19 protein-coding genes and 6 pseudogenes are annotated in these 16,099 nt (G+C 56.8%); 18 read left to right on the forward strand and 7 right to left on the reverse strand.

Going from position 1 to position 16,099, the window contains the following annotated elements:
* Positions 1-6: 6 nt before the first annotated feature.
* The 6 genes and pseudogenes from V1603_RS17795 to V1603_RS17820 form a co-directional block, all read right to left on the reverse strand.
* Positions 7-138 (reverse strand): annotated as a pseudogene (locus V1603_RS17795) (DUF6246 family protein); the annotation flags it as partial.
* A 511-nt stretch (positions 139-649) separates the two neighbouring features.
* Positions 650-832 (reverse strand): hypothetical protein, encoded by a 183-nt coding sequence (locus V1603_RS17800; protein WP_395313033.1) that lies wholly within the window; start codon positions 830-832, stop codon positions 650-652.
* 263 nt (positions 833-1,095) lie between these two features.
* Positions 1,096-1,473: a DUF2570 domain-containing protein gene (locus V1603_RS17805; protein WP_395313034.1), complete on the reverse strand. Its 378-nt coding sequence runs from the start codon at positions 1,471-1,473 to the stop codon at positions 1,096-1,098.
* Positions 1,403-1,963 carry a lysozyme gene (locus V1603_RS17810; RefSeq protein WP_395313035.1) on the reverse strand — a complete coding sequence of 187 codons (561 nt, stop codon included), beginning with the start codon at positions 1,961-1,963 and terminating at the stop codon, positions 1,403-1,405. The genes V1603_RS17805 and V1603_RS17810 overlap by 71 nt, the downstream gene beginning before the upstream one ends.
* Complete coding sequence (locus V1603_RS17815; RefSeq protein ID WP_252093165.1) at positions 1,941-2,165, reverse strand: class II holin family protein; 225 nt, start codon at positions 2,163-2,165, stop codon at positions 1,941-1,943. The genes V1603_RS17810 and V1603_RS17815 overlap by 23 nt, the downstream gene beginning before the upstream one ends.
* A gap of 834 nt (positions 2,166-2,999) precedes the next feature.
* A pseudogene (locus V1603_RS17820) lies at positions 3,000-3,404 on the reverse strand (bacteriophage antitermination protein Q); the annotation flags it as partial.
* Between V1603_RS17820 and V1603_RS17825 the strand changes: the two are divergent.
* The 6 genes and pseudogenes from V1603_RS17825 to V1603_RS17850 all read left to right on the forward strand — a co-directional run.
* A pseudogene (locus tag V1603_RS17825) lies at positions 3,397-3,729 on the forward strand (YqaJ viral recombinase family protein); the annotation flags it as partial. The pseudogenes V1603_RS17820 and V1603_RS17825 sit on opposite strands and share 8 nt — an antisense overlap.
* Positions 3,726-4,154 (forward strand): annotated as a pseudogene (locus V1603_RS17830) (regulator). The pseudogenes V1603_RS17825 and V1603_RS17830, both read left to right, overlap by 4 nt.
* Complete coding sequence (locus V1603_RS17835; RefSeq protein ID WP_006809793.1) at positions 4,151-4,303, forward strand: DUF1317 family protein; 153 nt, start codon at positions 4,151-4,153, stop codon at positions 4,301-4,303. The pseudogene V1603_RS17830 and the gene V1603_RS17835 overlap by 4 nt, the downstream one beginning before the upstream one ends.
* Positions 4,300-4,782, forward strand: coding sequence for a class I SAM-dependent methyltransferase (locus V1603_RS17840; protein ID WP_395313036.1), 483 nt, complete (start codon positions 4,300-4,302; stop codon positions 4,780-4,782). The genes V1603_RS17835 and V1603_RS17840 overlap by 4 nt, the downstream gene beginning before the upstream one ends.
* Positions 4,779-5,425 (forward strand): annotated as a pseudogene (locus V1603_RS17845) (MT-A70 family methyltransferase). Before V1603_RS17840 ends, V1603_RS17845 begins: the two are co-directional and overlap by 4 nt.
* Positions 5,401-5,706, forward strand: a pseudogene (locus V1603_RS17850) (integrase); the annotation flags it as partial. The pseudogenes V1603_RS17845 and V1603_RS17850, both read left to right, overlap by 25 nt.
* Before the next feature lie 26 nt (positions 5,707-5,732).
* Here V1603_RS17850 and fliE read toward each other — a convergent pair.
* A complete protein-coding gene (fliE, locus tag V1603_RS17855) occupies positions 5,733-6,047 on the reverse strand; it encodes a flagellar hook-basal body complex protein FliE (RefSeq protein ID WP_028013699.1) in 315 nt (104 codons plus the stop codon).
* A gap of 228 nt (positions 6,048-6,275) precedes the next feature.
* Between fliE and fliF the strand changes: the two genes are divergently transcribed.
* The 12 genes from fliF (at position 6,276) to fliQ (ending at position 16,096) form a co-directional block, all read left to right on the forward strand.
* Positions 6,276-7,955: a flagellar basal-body MS-ring/collar protein FliF gene (fliF, locus tag V1603_RS17860; protein ID WP_395313037.1), complete on the forward strand. Its 1,680-nt coding sequence runs from the start codon at positions 6,276-6,278 to the stop codon at positions 7,953-7,955.
* On the forward strand, positions 7,948-8,946 hold the full coding sequence (gene fliG / locus V1603_RS17865; RefSeq protein ID WP_008500327.1) for a flagellar motor switch protein FliG: 999 nt from the start codon (positions 7,948-7,950) through the stop codon (positions 8,944-8,946). The genes fliF and fliG overlap by 8 nt, the downstream gene beginning before the upstream one ends.
* Complete coding sequence (gene fliH / locus V1603_RS17870; protein ID WP_163329831.1) at positions 8,939-9,646, forward strand: flagellar assembly protein FliH; 708 nt, start codon at positions 8,939-8,941, stop codon at positions 9,644-9,646. Before fliG ends, fliH begins: the two co-directional genes overlap by 8 nt.
* A complete protein-coding gene (gene fliI / locus V1603_RS17875) occupies positions 9,646-11,016 on the forward strand; it encodes a flagellar protein export ATPase FliI (protein WP_023330814.1) in 1,371 nt (456 codons plus the stop codon). The genes fliH and fliI overlap by 1 nt, the downstream gene beginning before the upstream one ends.
* Before the next feature lie 21 nt (positions 11,017-11,037).
* On the forward strand, positions 11,038-11,481 hold the full coding sequence (gene fliJ / locus V1603_RS17880) for a flagellar export protein FliJ (RefSeq protein WP_006811155.1): 444 nt from the start codon (positions 11,038-11,040) through the stop codon (positions 11,479-11,481).
* Positions 11,478-12,707, forward strand: a complete 1,230-nt coding sequence (fliK, locus tag V1603_RS17885) for a flagellar hook length control protein FliK (protein ID WP_395313038.1) — start codon at positions 11,478-11,480, stop codon at positions 12,705-12,707. The genes fliJ and fliK overlap by 4 nt, the downstream gene beginning before the upstream one ends.
* Positions 12,708-12,813: 106 nt before the next feature.
* On the forward strand, positions 12,814-13,284 hold the full coding sequence (gene fliL, locus V1603_RS17890; protein WP_021241388.1) for a flagellar basal body-associated protein FliL: 471 nt from the start codon (positions 12,814-12,816) through the stop codon (positions 13,282-13,284).
* 4 nt (positions 13,285-13,288) lie between these two features.
* On the forward strand, positions 13,289-14,293 hold the full coding sequence (gene fliM, locus V1603_RS17895) for a flagellar motor switch protein FliM (protein WP_028013703.1): 1,005 nt from the start codon (positions 13,289-13,291) through the stop codon (positions 14,291-14,293).
* Positions 14,290-14,703, forward strand: a complete 414-nt coding sequence (fliN, locus tag V1603_RS17900) for a flagellar motor switch protein FliN (RefSeq protein WP_003859592.1) — start codon at positions 14,290-14,292, stop codon at positions 14,701-14,703. The genes fliM and fliN overlap by 4 nt, the downstream gene beginning before the upstream one ends.
* A 2-nt stretch (positions 14,704-14,705) precedes the next feature.
* On the forward strand, positions 14,706-15,080 hold the full coding sequence (gene fliO / locus V1603_RS17905; RefSeq protein ID WP_116338968.1) for a flagellar biosynthetic protein FliO: 375 nt from the start codon (positions 14,706-14,708) through the stop codon (positions 15,078-15,080).
* On the forward strand, positions 15,080-15,817 hold the full coding sequence (fliP, locus tag V1603_RS17910; protein ID WP_061097755.1) for a flagellar type III secretion system pore protein FliP: 738 nt from the start codon (positions 15,080-15,082) through the stop codon (positions 15,815-15,817). Before fliO ends, fliP begins: the two co-directional genes overlap by 1 nt.
* A 9-nt stretch (positions 15,818-15,826) precedes the next feature.
* Positions 15,827-16,096, forward strand: a complete 270-nt coding sequence (gene fliQ, locus V1603_RS17915; RefSeq protein WP_008500315.1) for a flagellar biosynthesis protein FliQ — start codon at positions 15,827-15,829, stop codon at positions 16,094-16,096.
* The last annotated feature ends 3 nt before the right edge of the window (positions 16,097-16,099 follow it).

Here is a 16,099-nt window from a genome sequence, read left to right on the forward strand (position 1 = left end):
CCTGCAATACGCCTGCACAATCTCTTCCGGAGTACCGATCCTCGTCATCGCCTCGAATGAAGGCCGTAGCAGGTAATCTTTCCCGCCTTCGCGGCTGTCGCTGATAAAGAGTTCGCCAATATCGGTTAAAGCTGTCATATGCCTTCCAGTAAACGGTCATTATCAAGGGCAGCACGCCGCCCTTTAGAATGCCCGTTAGGTAACGGTATTGCCGGAGGCGGTATGACCTGCGCTCGTCATCGTTAGTCATTGGTTATTCCAGCAGCGCTATAAAGGATGTTTTTTATTAACTTGTCCGATGTGATAAACCGGATTTAGGCCGTAAAATTCCTAACCATTTATTTTCCGGAATTACGACATGGAGAAGGCAATCGTAGTTAATCGACAGGTGCTAACCTCCAGGCCCCAGGCCGCGCTGATGGTTCATAGCGTGAACGGGTATACCGTTTGCGTTATTCCTGCTGCTTTCTCTGTGGTTGCCGGACAGGAACTGTACAGGCAAGAGCATTACCGTGGGGTCTGGAGAGTGTCAGGGAGTAATGATCTATTCCCAGCTAATATCACAGGAGCAATGACGCTTGATGAGGCTGTGCAGGCATTTGAAAAAATAATATCCATGTGAGCTATTACCACGAAAATATTTACCATTTTATTTCTGTACTGGGGTGAACTCCACGCGCTTTACATCGGCAGGAGCTAAATACAGCCACTCGCCAGTATCGGTCGCCAGCGGCACAAATCCATTAACCAGCTCAGGCTGACGTCGTGACATCTTGCCCGTGAAGGTTTCGCCTGTTTGGGTGGTTAGCGTGATTTGGTAGATGTCTGACATAATTACCTCTTTGGCTTGTCGCAGCTGTTGCCCTGCTTCTCAGAAGAGCTTAGCCACTTACGGCTTACCCGTCAGCAAGATGCTGATCACCGCCTTATTGGGGTTGAGCATTCTTTCCTTGTCGGGAGGATTCGATTTTGCGTATGGCTGATTTGTCGAGATTGCATTGTCGCCGCGCTGTATAAAGCTGAGCGTTTAACTCCAGACTTGCCTGCCAAGTGAATAGCACGGACATTCCGGGGATCGGCGTGTCTGCAGTCAGGTCAGCGCTTATCGGCACCACCAGTGCCGGAACGTAAACTGTCTGCGTTTTCCCGCAGGCTGTCAGCAGCGGCAGAAGGAACAGGCTGGTTAGCGCACGGAACGCCTTCAAGCGCCTGCCTGATGTAGACAATGCGCGTTTCGCCTTTTTTAGCCAGTTCGTTTTTTGCATTCTGGGTAGCCTGTGAAATGTCGCGGATGAGGTACAACGTGGTGATCACGTTGTTGGTGATCGCCTCCGATTTTTCTGCACGGACCGTCGCCTTATCGCGCTGGTCTTTGTAGGTAATGGCATTGTCGCGGTAGTGGTTAATCGACCAGGCCATCGAAACCAGCAGGCAGATAACGACAGTACAGATGATGGCTGTTAATCGGCTCATTTTGGCCCCATTCGCAAACTTCACGCTCAATCTCGCGTCGGGTGATCAGCCCCTTCCACTGCTTGCCATCGGCATACGTCCAGCGCTGCAGTTCTTTGCAGGCCCCCGGCACATCACCTATGTTCAGCTTCTTCAGCAGCGTGGAGCTGGCGAAAGCACCAGAGCCAACGTTATAGGTGAAGGAGTAAAGTGCGGCACGCGTAGGCTCAGGGATGCGAACCTTGTTCAGCGGATCGATGGCGTTTGCCACCTTTCGAAGATCTGACTTCAGCAGGTTGTCGCACTCTTTGTCGGTATAGCGGTGACCGCGGCGAATGTCAGTACCGGTGTGACCATCGCAAACAGTCCAGACGCCGACCACATCCTGATAGGCGTAATATCGCCGTCCTTCCAGCCCATCCGCATTGCCCAGCATTACTGCAGCAATGGTGATGGCTCCGGATCCGCCAACAATGGCACCAACCAGATTATTCCTGAGTGTCGGGTTCATCTCTGCTCCTGCTGCGGCGGTTGTCTTCGCGGATCTTGAAATAGAGATTCGTCAGATACGTCAGTACGGCAACGATGATACCCACCAGCACGCCGATAGCGTTCCACTGCTCGGGGCTGTAGGCATTCAGCATGCCGTTTAGGATGCTCCCGGCTGAAGCGCCATAGGCAGCACCAGTGGTTATTTTTTCCATGCGATACATGCTCTCACCTCGCGTAGTTATCGGGTGCTGTTCGTGTAGTGGGAAAGGCCGTCAGACACGATAGCTACGTGGCATCTGGAATTGATTGTCTGCGGCCTGAATAAAAAACCCGGCGACAGGTCGGGAATATGAGGGTAAGGCAATGTCGGCTCTCTGGCCGTAAACACCCTGGCTGGGTTGATGTGTGGTGTTGCTGGGCGGCGATGACGCCTGGACACATTTGTTTATCCGGTTCTGCTTCCGTCGGTCGCTTAATTCACCACAACGGACAAAGCATTGAGCATTACGTTGGCGCTCCATGCTGCTGCATGGGTTGGGTTATGAGCCCTTCACGCCAATGCTCTTTCCTGTTATGCAGATACAAAAAAGGCCGCCTGAGCGACCTGTTTGTTGAGTTGCACCTTCACCTCATTTTGAGCCCACGTAAAAAGCCTCTTAGGCCTTCAGCATGCTTCCTGTAATGCGATGTGCACTCATCAATAACATCATGAGCTGACTCAAAGCGAAGCGATTTATAACCGACCTCTTTGTGCACCTTGTTTATGACGTTGAATATTCGAACACTAAAAGCATCATCCACCTTTCTAATTTCGTAACGATAGGTGATGTTGTTAGTGCCGCCAACATAAAGCTGGAAGTCCTTCATGATGAGGTCTCTCTGTTTTAACTGGAGGCCACATTTTACATAAGTAAAAAATGATTTTTAACTTTTAACGACCACTGAGTAACATAAAGCACAAAAAACAAAGCCCCGCACGATGGCGAGGCTGTTAATTCTTTGTCGACCTACGAAGCTATGACGACGATATCAGATTTACATGAACCATATGCGTTTCAGTTCGGTTTTGCAAGACTTACATCTAAATTTGTCGTCTTTTGTTGTGAACGTGATCGCGTTACGGAAATAAGCGCACCGCTATCGAGTCGCTTAAAGCTGTTGCGCATTGCCAGCCAGTGAGGCAGATACGTTTCCGTCCAGGTCGATTTCGCTACGCCCGCCAGTTCCGCCAGCGCCTGGTATTCGTACGTCTCGCCCCCTGCCAACTCCGCTTTGACGTCCTGCGCGGCCAGCCAGATAAGTTTCTTCAGGCGCTCCATCGTCTTGCCGGCTACCTTCTTCGCGCCGAGATGGTCCCGGAACTCTGCCCATGCCCACTGAGTGATCGCCACCTGATATTCGAAGCGGATATTCTCGCTGTAGTTCCACAGCAGCCACGCTTTCTGATGCTCTTCCAGTGACGGCCTTTGCAGTAATGGGTTCGGCCTTGAACTTAAATGTCCTTTCACCTCTCGCGACTTCATGAAATTCCGCCTTGGCGGTTTCGAAGCAATCAAGTCCGCGTATATGGCCCAGGTGCAGTACAGCATGTGGGTTACCGGAAAAGATGTCTGGTTCTTTGCCAACTACGACCCACGCATGAAGCGCGAAGGCATTCACCACGTCGTCGTTGAGCGGGATCCGCAGTACATGACCGATTTCAACGAAATGGTGCCAGAGTTCATCGAGAAGATGGACGAGGTGCTGGCGGAGATCGGCTTCACGTTCGGGGAGCAGTGGAAATGAAACGCACACCCTTTTACCGCCGGCCCGGGCGAACCGGGCAATTCTCCGGCCTCCGTGAACGCGTTATCTGGATGATTAAGACGCGGGGACGCCCGGTAACCGGCAGCGAAATCGCTGAGAAGTTTGGTGTAACGCTCATCGAGTTTAACCGGGTCGCCAACGGCATCACCCGCCGCTCCGGACAGATAGCGCAGATCGTTGAGTCGGAAAAATGGTTCAACGAGGACGGCATCAGTGACCGCACTTTCGACCTGGTCACGAAGCCAAAGGTCATTACACCACAGGGCAAGTCGCGGCTGTTCAACCGGCGCGCCGTAGAGCAATCGCAGGAAGGTAGGCGGCAGTAGTGCATTGCTCGCGCCGCCCGCCGTAGCCGCCTGATTGCACAGGGCCCCTACATCGACGAAATGGAGTCCATCCTATGACTCACGCTCACGACGACATCAGGGTTGGCACTCTGTGCCTTCCCTTCATTGGTAACGGCTGGCTAATGCCATGGGGTGAAGTGGTAAGCAATCCATTAAAGGCGCAGCGGCTCGCTGAGGAATATCGGGAAAGGCAGGAGGCGGCATGACAGATGCAACAATCTTGGACATGTGCTGCGGTTCTCGCATGTCTTGGTGCGATAAGCAGGACGATCGCGCTCTTTTCTGTGATATCCACGCCGAACAGCATGAGCTTTGCGATGGTCGTCAGCTGGTTATCAGCCCGGACCATATAGCTGATTTTCGCACCCTTCCCTTTGCTGATAACACTTTTCCTGTCGTCGTATTCGATCCTCCGCACCTCGAGCGTGTCGGCGATAAAGCGTGGATGGGCAAAAAGTACGGACGCCTGAACAAAGAAACATGGCGCGATGATCTGCGTGCCGGCTTCGCCGACGCATTCCAGGTATTGTGGCCACACGGCGTACTCATCTTCGAATGGAATGAAACCCAGATCCCGGTGAGCAATATTTTGGCTCTGACTGAGGAGAGGCCAGCCATTTGGCAACGCACTGGAAAGGCTGACAAAACCCACTGGGTTATTTTTGTGAAAGGCGGCGCGAAATGACCGGAAAATACTCTCTTGTCTACACAGATCTGCCTGGTCTTACGGCAACACTATCAGCAATGGCGCAGCTGCCGATCATTACCCAACCATGAAGCTAATCGACATCAAGCGCCTGCCAGTTTGGGAACTTGCCGCCTAAAACGCGGTGCTAGCGATGTGGTACAACGGCACGCATAACCAGGAGGCTATCGAACTGGCCGACGCCTGGGGCTTTACCGTTCGCACGATGAAAGGCTTTACCTGGGTGAAGCTGAATCAGAACGCCAAGCTGTGCATCAACAAGGCACTGGCAGAAGGTGAAGTCACCGACTTTTACGACTTCCTCGATTTGCTTAACGCCGAGACGCGAATGAATGGCGGCAACCACACCCGGGCCAACACCGAAGACTTGCTTATTGCTACCCGCGGCGCCAGGCTTGAGCGAAAGCACGCCGGGATTAAGCAAGTGATATACAGCCCGCTCGGCGCGCACAGCGAAAAGCCATGGGAAGTGCGCCACCGGCTGGAGCTGCTTTACAGCGATGTGCCGCGCATTGAATTATTCAGCCGCAGCGCGGCGCCAGGCTGGCATCACTGGGGAAATCAATGCGCCACCGCCGCGGTTGAATTGCTAAAGACCGAGCAGGGCATCATTACGCAGTGAGGTCGATTAACCAGTCGTGGGAAGCGGCAATGCGACGCGCCGGGATTCGCTATCGCAGAGCATACCAGTCCCGACGCACGTATGCATGCTGGTCGTTGACTGCCGGTGCTAACCCGAACTTCATTGCGAAGCAAATGGGCCACACCGACGCGCAAATGGTTTACCGGGTGTAAGGATCCTGGATGGCTGAAAATAACCAGGACCAGGTACTCATCCTCAACCAGAAATTGAGTGAGTTTGCCCCATCCATGCCCCACGCTGTGGGATCAGATGGTTATTAATTGTAAATATCATTAGGTTAGATAACTTAAACCTGCATCCCCATCACTTCCTGATACGCCGACACCAGCTTGTTACGCACCTGGATCCCCATCTGGATAGAAACCGAGGCTTTTTGCAAATCGGTCATCACATCGTTCAGCGCCACGCCCGGCTCGCCGAGGGTAAACTTCTCCGCCTGCGTACGCGCAGCGGTCTGGGTATCGCTGATACGGTCAAGAGCGGCGTGCAGTTGTCCCGCAAAGCTGATGGTCGGCTGTTGTTCTGCCACATTCTGATTACGGGCCGTCATCGCCGTTGCCTGCAACTGACTGATTACCCCTTCAATGCCCTGTATAGCCATGACTCTCCCCTGGATGGTTTTTTACGCGGTCAAGACTAACAGCTTGTCAATAAGATAATGGCGGTAAATAGCGTGAAAAAACCAGGTTATTTGACGCATAGAAAATCCGGAATCGTCAAATAATGGCAGGGCCATCAATATGGAACTTTTGTCGTGTTTGCCGACCCGGGAGTCAGTTTTGTTTCTCTACACGAATAACGTAAACCACCAGGATTTAAGAGGTGCGCAATGAGTGCAGCAGCATCGACAGCGCCACAAAATAAATCACTCGAGTGGATGAACCGCCTTCGCGCGAATCCTAAAATCCCGTTGATCGTGGCAGGCGCTGCCGCAATTGCGATCCTTGTAGCGATGGTTTTATGGGCGAAAAGCCCTGATTACCGCACGCTCTACAGCAACCTTTCCGATCAGGATGGCGGCGCCATCGTCACCCAGCTTACCCAGATGAATATCCCTTATCGCTTTGCCGATAATGGCGGTGCGCTTGAGGTGCCGGCAGATAAGGTGCACGAGCTTCGTCTGCGTCTGGCACAGCAGGGCCTGCCAAAGGGCGGCGCGGTCGGTTTTGAGCTGCTGGATCAGGAAAAGTTTGGTATCAGCCAGTTCAGCGAGCAGGTGAACTACCAGCGTGCGCTGGAAGGCGAGCTGGCCCGCACCATTGAAACGTTAGGCCCGGTGAAGAGTGCCCGCGTGCACCTGGCGATGCCTAAACCTTCTTTATTCGTTCGTGAACAGAAATCCCCTTCGGCTTCCGTTACCGTGAACCTTGAGCCTGGCCGCGCGCTGGACGAAGGGCAAATCAGCGCGGTGACGCATCTCGTCTCCAGCGCCGTCGCCGGCCTGCCGCCGGGTAACGTAACGCTGGTGGACCAAAGCGGACATCTGCTGACCCAATCCAATACCGCCGGGCGTGATCTGAACGACGCGCAGCTGAAATACGCCGCCGACGTTGAAAGCCGTCTCCAGCGCCGCATCGAAGCGATCCTCGGCCCGGTAGTGGGCAACAGTAACGTGCATGCCCAGGTGACTGCGCAGATTGACTTCTCTAATAAAGAACAAACCGAAGAGCAATACAGCCCGAACGGCGATGCGGCTCAGGCGGTGATGCGTTCACGGCAGATCAACTCCAGCGAACAGGTGGGTGGGGCTTACCCTGGCGGCGTGCCGGGCGCGCTCTCTAACCAGCCTGCTCCGGCTAACGCGGCGCCGATTTCCACGCCGCCGGCCAATCAGCAGAACGGTCAGCAAAATAATCAGCAGACCACCTCAACGACCAGTAACGCAGGCCCGCGCTCCAGCAGCCGCAACGAAACCACGAACTACGAAGTGGACCGGACGATCCGCCACACTAAACTGAACGTGGGCGATATTCAGCGTCTTTCCGTGGCGGTGGTGGTGAACTACAAAACGCTGGCGGATGGCAAACCGCTGCCGCTGACCGCCGAGCAGATGAAGCAGATTGAAAACCTGACCCGTGAAGCGATGGGTTACTCCGAGAAGCGCGGCGATACTCTCAACGTGGTCAACTCACCGTTCAACTCGGTTGAAGAGACCGGCGGCGAGCTGCCGTTCTGGCAACAGCAGGCGTTTATCGACCAGCTGATGTCCGCAGGACGCTGGCTGCTGGTGCTGATTGTCGCGTGGCTGCTGTGGCGTAAGGGCGTACGCCCTCAGCTTCAGCGCCGCGCAGAAGCCGAAAAAGTGGCTCGCGAACAGATGTCTGTGCGTCAGGAAACGGAAGAAGCGGTTGAAGTTCGCCTCAGCAAAGATGAACAGATGCAGCAGCGTCGTGCTAACCAGCGCATGGGCGCCGAGGTCATGAGCCAGCGCATTCGCGAAATGTCAGATAACGATCCGCGCGTCGTGGCGCTGGTCATCCGCCAGTGGATGGGTAACGAACATGAGTAATACGCTTACGGGCACCGATAAAAGCGTCATCCTGCTGATGACCATTGGCGAAGACCGCGCGGCAGAGGTGTTTAAGCACCTCTCCCAGAGAGAAGTGCAAATTCTCAGTGCGGCGATGGCCAACGTGCGTCAGATCTCCAACAAGCAGCTGACCGAGGTGCTGTCGGAATTTGAGCAGGAAGCCGAACAGTTTGCGGCGCTCAACGTCAACGCCAACGACTACCTGCGCTCCGTGCTGGTCAAGGCGCTGGGCGAAGAGCGCGCGGCCAGCCTGCTGGAAGATATTCTGGAAACGCGCGATACCGCCAGCGGTATCGAAACGCTTAACTTTATGGAGCCGCAGAGTGCCGCCGACCTTATTCGCGACGAGCACCCGCAGATTATCGCCACCATCCTGGTTCACCTCAAACGTGGCCAGGCTGCCGATATTCTGGCCCTGTTCGAGGAGCGTCTGCGTCACGACGTGATGCTGCGTATCGCGACCTTCGGCGGCGTCCAGCCGGCCGCGCTGGCGGAGCTGACCGAAGTGCTGAACAACCTGCTCGACGGTCAGAACCTCAAGCGCAGCAAAATGGGCGGCGTGAGAACGGCGGCGGAAATCATCAACCTGATGAAAACGCAGCAGGAAGAGGCGGTCATTACGGCGGTTCGCGAATTCGACGGCGAGCTGGCGCAAAAAATCATCGACGAGATGTTCCTGTTCGAAAACCTGGTCGAAGTGGACGATCGCAGCATCCAGCGCTTGCTCCAGGAAGTGGACTCCGAGTCGCTGCTTATTGCCCTCAAAGGTGCCGAGCAGCCTCTGCGCGAGAAGTTCCTGCGCAACATGTCTCAGCGTGCGGCCGATATCCTGCGCGACGACCTTGCCAACCGCGGCCCGGTGCGTCTGTCTCAGGTGGAAAACGAGCAGAAAGCGATCCTGCTTATTGTTCGTCGTCTGGCGGAAACCGGCGAGATGGTGATTGGCAGCGGAGACGACACCTATGTCTAATGAGCTGTCGTGGAAGCGCTGGACCCCGGACGATCTGGCCCCTCCCCTTGCCGAATTCTCGCCCGCGGTGGTTTCGCCCGCAGAGCCCGACGCGGACGTCGAACAGCCTGAGCTGAGCGAAGAAGAACAGCAAGCGCAGATGCTGGCGCAGCTGCAAATGCAGGCGCACGAGCAGGGCTACAATGCTGGCCTGAACGAGGGCCGCCAGAAGGGTCACGATCTGGGGTATCAGGAAGGCCTGGCGAAAGGGCTGGAGCACGGCATCGATCAGGCGCGCCAGCAGCAGGCGCCGATCCATGCCCGCATGCAGCAGCTGGTCAGCGAGTTCCAGCACACGCTGGACGCGCTGGACAGCGTGATTGCCTCGCGTCTGATGCAGATGGCACTGGAAGCGGCGCGTCAGGTTATCGGCCAGACGCCCGTGGTGGATAACACCGCGCTGATCAAACAAATTCAGGGTCTGCTTCAGCAGGAGCCGCTGTTCAGCGGCAAACCGCAGCTGCGCGTCCACCCGGACGATCTGCAGCGCGTTGAAGAGAGCCTGGGCGCAACGCTTAGCCTGCACGGCTGGCGTCTGCGCGGCGACCCGTCATTACACCACGGCGGATGCAAAGTCTCTGCCGATGAAGGCGACCTGGATGCCAGCGTCGCCACCCGCTGGCAGGAACTGTGCCGCCTGGCGGCACCGGGAGTCGTCTGATGACCGCGCGCCTCACCCGGTGGCTCACCACGCTCGACAACTTTGAGACGAAGATGGCACAGCTGCCATCCGTTCGTCGTTATGGGCGACTGACGCGCGCCACCGGTCTGGTACTTGAGGCCACCGGCCTGCAGCTTCCGCTGGGGGCAACCTGCGTCATTGAGCGTCAGGATGGTCAGGAGACGCGTGAAGTCGAAAGCGAAGTGGTCGGATTTAACGGCCAGCGCCTGTTCCTGATGCCGCTTGAAGAGGTGGAAGGCATTCTGCCCGGCGCGCGCGTCTATGCGAAGAATATCAGCGGCGACGGGCTGCAAAGCGGGAAACAGCTGCCGCTTGGCCCTGCCCTGCTGGGCCGCGTGCTGGACGGCAGCGGGAAGCCGCTTGATGGCCTGCCCGCGCCGGACACCACCGAAACCGGCGCGCTGATCACCCAGCCGTTCAATCCCCTGCAGCGTACCCCTATTGAGCACGTGCTGGATACCGGCGTGCGTCCGATTAACGCCCTGCTCACCGTAGGTCGCGGGCAGCGCATGGGCCTGTTTGCCGGATCAGGTGTCGGGAAATCCGTCCTGCTCGGCATGATGGCGCGCTATACCCAGGCCGACGTGATCGTCGTGGGGCTGATCGGCGAGCGTGGTCGCGAAGTAAAAGATTTCATCGAAAACATTCTGGGTGCGGAAGGCCGCGCCCGCTCGGTGGTTATTGCCGCACCGGCGGACGTGTCGCCGCTGCTGCGTATGCAGGGTGCCGCCTACGCCACCCGTATCGCCGAAGATTTTCGTGACCGCGGCAAGCACGTGCTGCTGATCATGGACTCCCTCACCCGCTACGCGATGGCGCAGCGTGAAATCGCGCTGGCTATCGGCGAGCCGCCGGCGACCAAAGGCTATCCGCCTTCGGTCTTTGCCAAACTTCCGGCGCTGGTCGAGCGTGCGGGGAACGGCATCAGCGGCGGCGGCTCTATCACCGCGTTCTATACGGTACTGACCGAGGGCGACGATCAGCAGGACCCGATTGCCGACTCCGCGCGCGCGATCCTGGATGGCCATATCGTGCTGTCGCGCCGCCTGGCCGAAGCCGGGCACTACCCGGCGATTGATATTGAAGCGTCCATCAGCCGTGCGATGACGGCGTTGATTACCGAGAAGCACTACGCCCGCGTGCGTAACTTTAAACAACTGCTTTCCAGCTTCCAGCGCAACCGCGATCTGGTCAGCGTGGGGGCGTATGCCAAAGGCAGCGACCCGATGCTCGACAAGGCGATTAGCCTGTGGCCGCAGCTGGAGGCATTTTTACAACAGGGCATTTTTGAACGTGCCGACTGGGAAGATTCAATCCAGGCGCTGGAGCTGATTTTCCCGCAGGTGTAACACAGGTGGAGGGCGAAGGTCATGGCGCAAAACAGCGCGTTATCAACGCTGAAAGATCTGGCTGAAAAAGAAGTTGATGATGCCGCATTGCAGCTTGGCGCAATGCGACGCGGGTGCCAGCAGGCTGAAGAACAGTTGAAGATGTTAATCGACTATCAGCATGAATATCGCACCAACCTCAATACCGATATGACGCAGGGCATTGGCAGCCAGCGCTGGATTAACTATCAGCAGTTTATCCAGACGCTGGAAAAGGCGATAGAGCAGCACCGTCAGCAGCTAAACCAGTGGACCCAAAAAGTCGATACCGCGCTGAATTTCTGGCGCGAGAAAAAACAGAGGCTGCAGGCCTGGCAAACCTTACAGGACCGGCAGATTGCAGCCTCGACCCTGGCGGAAAACCGCCTGGATCAGAAGAAAATGGATGAGTTTGCCCAGCGCGCATCAATGAGGAAACCGGAATGATCACACTGCAACAACTGCTGATGAGCGACAGCGACCTGTCAGGCGGGATGCAAACAGGGAAAGGCACCGAGGGTGCGCAAGACTTTCTCTCCCTGCTGGCGAGCGCCCTGACGGACGCAACGGGCAAAGGTAACGATGCGCCGCTCACCCTGGCGGACCTGAAAGCCGCCGGCGGCAAGCTGTCGAAAGTTGCGCTGGAAGCCAAAGGCGATACCGCTCTGCAGGCCAAAATTGCCGATCTGCTCGCGCGTCAGCCTGCGCTGAATGGCGTTGAAACGACCGAGTCCGCGCCGCTTGAAACCCTGGTTTCCGGGCTGGTGCCGCTGTCAAAGGGCGACGCGCTGAAGACGCTCACTACGGCCAACGGCAAAGATGACGGTCAAAGCGAACTGAGCGAAGAAGAGCTGGCCGGGTTAAGCGCGCTGATGGCGATGCTGCCGCACCAGCAAACTACCGCCTCTCGTGCGGCTGGCAGCGATGGCGTTTCCGCTCCCTCAGCGCTGAATTCAGCAACGCTTTCGCCAAACGGTGCAGGCCAGCCGTCTCTGAACGCGCCTGCGGGAAGCCATGATAAAGCGCAGCTTTCTGCGTCCTACCAGAGCCAGGCGAAAAACAACGGTCCCGATCTCTCAGGCAACGCGCCTGCCACGCCGGTCGTGGCCGCGGCCGCAGAGAAGCAGGAGTTCGCCAGTTCTTCCTCGTCATCTTCGCCAACCGCGACCCTGGCACCGATTATGTCCAGCCATGCTATCAGCCAGCCAGCCGCCACCGTTGCCACCGCGCCGGTACTAAGCCAGCCTCTGGGCACCCACGAATGGCAGCAGTCCCTGAGCCAGCACATCACCCTGTTCACTAAGCAGGGCCAGCAGACGGCGGAGCTGCGCCTGCATCCGGAAGATCTGGGCCAGGTGCAAATCTCGCTTAAGCTGGACGACAACCAGGCACAGCTGCAGATGGTCTCTGCGCACAGCCATGTGCGCGCAGCGCTGGAGGCCGCGCTGCCGGTCCTGCGGACCTCGCTGGCGGAGAACGGCATTCAGCTTTCTCAGAGCAGCGTCAGCAGCGAGAGTTTCGCCGGTCAGCAGCAGTCTTCATCCCAGCAGCATCAGGCCTCGCGTTCCGGCCAGCACGGCGGTTTTAATGAAGAGAGCGATGAGCTCCTGCCGGTTCCTGCCGCCCTGCAATCCGCGGCGCGCGGTAACGGTGCCGTAGACATCTTCGCCTAAACGCCAGAGGTAGCGTGATTATCCCCGTCTTTTCCACGCTTTGACGACGGCAGGACACGGGATAATCACCTTATTAAGCTGTACCGAAACAGGAAGCTCGTATCAGATGACAGACTCCGCTATCACCAAAAAAAGCAAGCGTTCCATCTGGATCCCGCTGCTGGTGTTGATCACGCTCGCCGCCTGCGCTACCGCGGGCTATAGTTACTGGCGTATGCAGCAGGAACCTTCTACCGCTGCGGCCAAAGCCGAACCTGCTCCACCGCCGGCGCCGGTCTTTTTCCCTCTGGACACCTTCACCGTTAACCTCGGTGATGCGGATCGTGTGCTGTATGTCGGTATTACGCTGCGCCTGAAGGACGAAGCGACCCGCGCGCGCCTGAACGATTATCTGCCGGAAGTGCGTAGCCGCCTTCTCCTGCTGTTTTCTCGTCAGGACGCCTCCGCGCTGGCTACCGACGTGGGTAAGCAAAAGCTGGTCGACGCCATCAAGCAGACGCTGGCCACCCCGCTGGTAAACGGTCAACCTAAGCAGGAAGTCACTGACGTTCTGTACACAGCCTTTATTCTGCGGTAACGACATGGGCGACAGTATTCTTTCTCAGGCAGAAATCGACGCGCTGCTTAACGGCGACAGCGATAAGAGTGATGATCCGCAACCGGGTCTCACCGGCGACGATAATATTCGTCCTTACGATCCCAATACCCAGCGTCGCGTAGTCCGTGAACGTCTGCAGGCGCTGGAGATCATTAACGAACGTTTTGCACGTCAGTTCCGTATGGGGCTGTTTAACCTGCTGCGTCGTAGCCCGGATATCACGGTCGGTGCGATCCGCATTCAGCCGTACCATGAGTTTGCCCGCAACCTGCCGGTGCCAACCAACCTTAACCTGATTCATCTGAAGCCGCTTCGCGGCACCGGTCTGGTGGTGTTCTCGCCAAGCCTGGTGTTCATTGCGGTGGATAACCTGTTCGGCGGCGACGGGCGTTTCCCGACCAAAGTGGAAGGCCGTGAATTTACCCACACCGAACAGCGCGTCATTAACCGCATGCTGAAGCTGGCGCTGGAGTCCTACAGCGACGCGTGGAAAGCGATTAACCCGCTGGAAGTGGAGTACGTCCGTTCTGAGATGCAGGTGAAATTTACCAATATCACCACCTCCCCGAACGATATCGTCGTCAATACGCCGTTCCACGTGGAGATCGGTAACCTGACCGGCGAATTCAACATCTGCCTGCCGTTCAGCATGATTGAACCGCTGCGCGAGCTGCTGGTTAACCCGCCGCTGGAGAACTCGCGCAACGAAGATCAGAACTGGCGTGAAAACCTGGTGCGCCAGGTGCAGCACTCCCAGCTGGAGCTGGTGGCAAACTTTGCCGACATCTCTATGCGGTTATCCCAGATCCTGAAATTACAACCCGGCGACGTTTTGCCGATAGACAAACCCGACCGCATTATTGCCCACGTGGATGGTGTCCCCGTACTCACAAGCCAGTACGGCACGATTAACGGTCAGTATGCGTTACGCGTTGAGCACTTGATCAACCCGATTTTGAATTCGCTGAATGAGGAACAGCCCAAATGAGTGACATGAACAATCCGTCCGATGAAAACAGCGGAGCACTGGACGATCTGTGGGCTGACGCGTTAAACGAGCAAAAAACGACTCCGACAAAAAGCGCGGCGGACGCGGTATTCCAGCAGTTAGGCGGCGGTGACGTCAGCGGCACGCTGCAGGATATCGACCTGATTATGGACATCCCGGTCAAGCTGACCGTTGAGCTGGGGCGCACCCGGATGACCATTAAAGAGCTGCTGCGTCTGACGCAGGGTTCGGTCGTGGCCCTTGACGGCCTGGCTGGCGAGCCGCTGGATATTCTGATCAACGGCTATCTGATTGCTCAGGGTGAAGTGGTGGTGGTTGCCGACAAATACGGCGTGCGCATCACCGACATCATTACCCCGTCTGAACGCATGCGTCGTCTGAGCCGTTAAGTATGAAAACCCAGGCAACAATATCACCACCGTCCGCCGTTCCCGGCTCCCCGCTGCTCCAGGTGAGCGGGGCGTTGTTCGGTATTATTGCCTTTATTCTTATTGCCGCCTGGCTGGCGAAGCGTTTTGGTCTGGCGGGTAAAACTGCCAGCACCCGCGGCCTGAAGGTCAGCGCCAGCACTCCCCTTGGGCCGCGCGAACGCGTGGTCATCGTCGATGTGGAAGATGCGCGTCTGGTACTGGGCGTAACCGGCTCAAACATCAACGTATTACATAAACTGCCGCCCGCCCCGGTCACGGTGGACGAGCGCGCACAAGCCCCTGCGGATTTTCAGTCCGTCATGAAGAGTTTGCTTAAGCGTTCCGGGAGATCCTGATGCGCCGTTTGTTATCCCTTACGCTTGCGGGCATTGGCCTGTTTGCTCCTGCGGTTTATGCACAGCTGCCCGGTCTGGTCTCAACGCCGATTGCGGGTGGCGGCCAGAGCTGGTCGCTCCCGGTTCAGACGCTGGTCTTCATCACCTCGCTGACCTTTATTCCGGCCATCCTGCTGATGATGACCAGTTTCACCCGCATCATCATCGTCTTTGGTCTGCTGCGAAACGCGCTGGGCACCCCTTCGGCGCCGCCAAACCAGGTGCTTCTGGGTTTAGCTCTGTTTTTGACCTTTTTCATCATGTCGCCGGTGATCGACAAGATTTATACCGACGCCTACCAGCCGTTCAGCGAAGACAAAATTTCGATGCAGGAAGCGCTGGAAAAAGGCGCGCAGCCGCTGCGGGAATTTATGCTGCGTCAGACGCGCGAAGCGGACCTGGCTCTTTTCGCTCGACTGTCCAACACCGGCGAGCTTCAGGGGCCGGAAGCGGTGCCGATGCGCATTCTCCTGCCGGCCTATGTCACCAGCGAACTGAAAACCGCGTTCCAGATTGGCTTTACCATCTTTATTCCGTTCCTGATTATCGACCTGGTGATCGCCAGCGTCCTGATGGCGCTCGGGATGATGATGGTGCCGCCGGCCACCATTGCCCTGCCCTTTAAGATCATGCTCTTTGTGCTGGTCGATGGCTGGCAACTACTGGTCAGTTCGCTGGCGCAGAGTTTTTACAGTTAAGGAACGGCAATGACACCCGAATCGGTCATGATGATGGGCACGGAAGCGATGAAAATCGCCATTGCCGTTGCCGCGCCGCTGCTGCTTGTCGCGCTGGTTACCGGCCTGATTATCAGTATTCTTCAGGCTGCCACGCAGATTAACGAAATGACGCTGTCGTTTATCCCGAAAATCATCGCCGTCTTCGTGGCGATTATCGTGGCCGGGCCGTGGATGCTAAACCTGCTGCTGGACTATATGCGCAACCTGTTTACCAATCTGCCGTACATCATCGGCTGACCT

The organism is Enterobacter sp. ECC-219 (genome assembly GCF_043966805.1).
Classification (GTDB): Bacteria; Pseudomonadota; Gammaproteobacteria; order Enterobacterales; family Enterobacteriaceae; genus Enterobacter; species Enterobacter cloacae_N.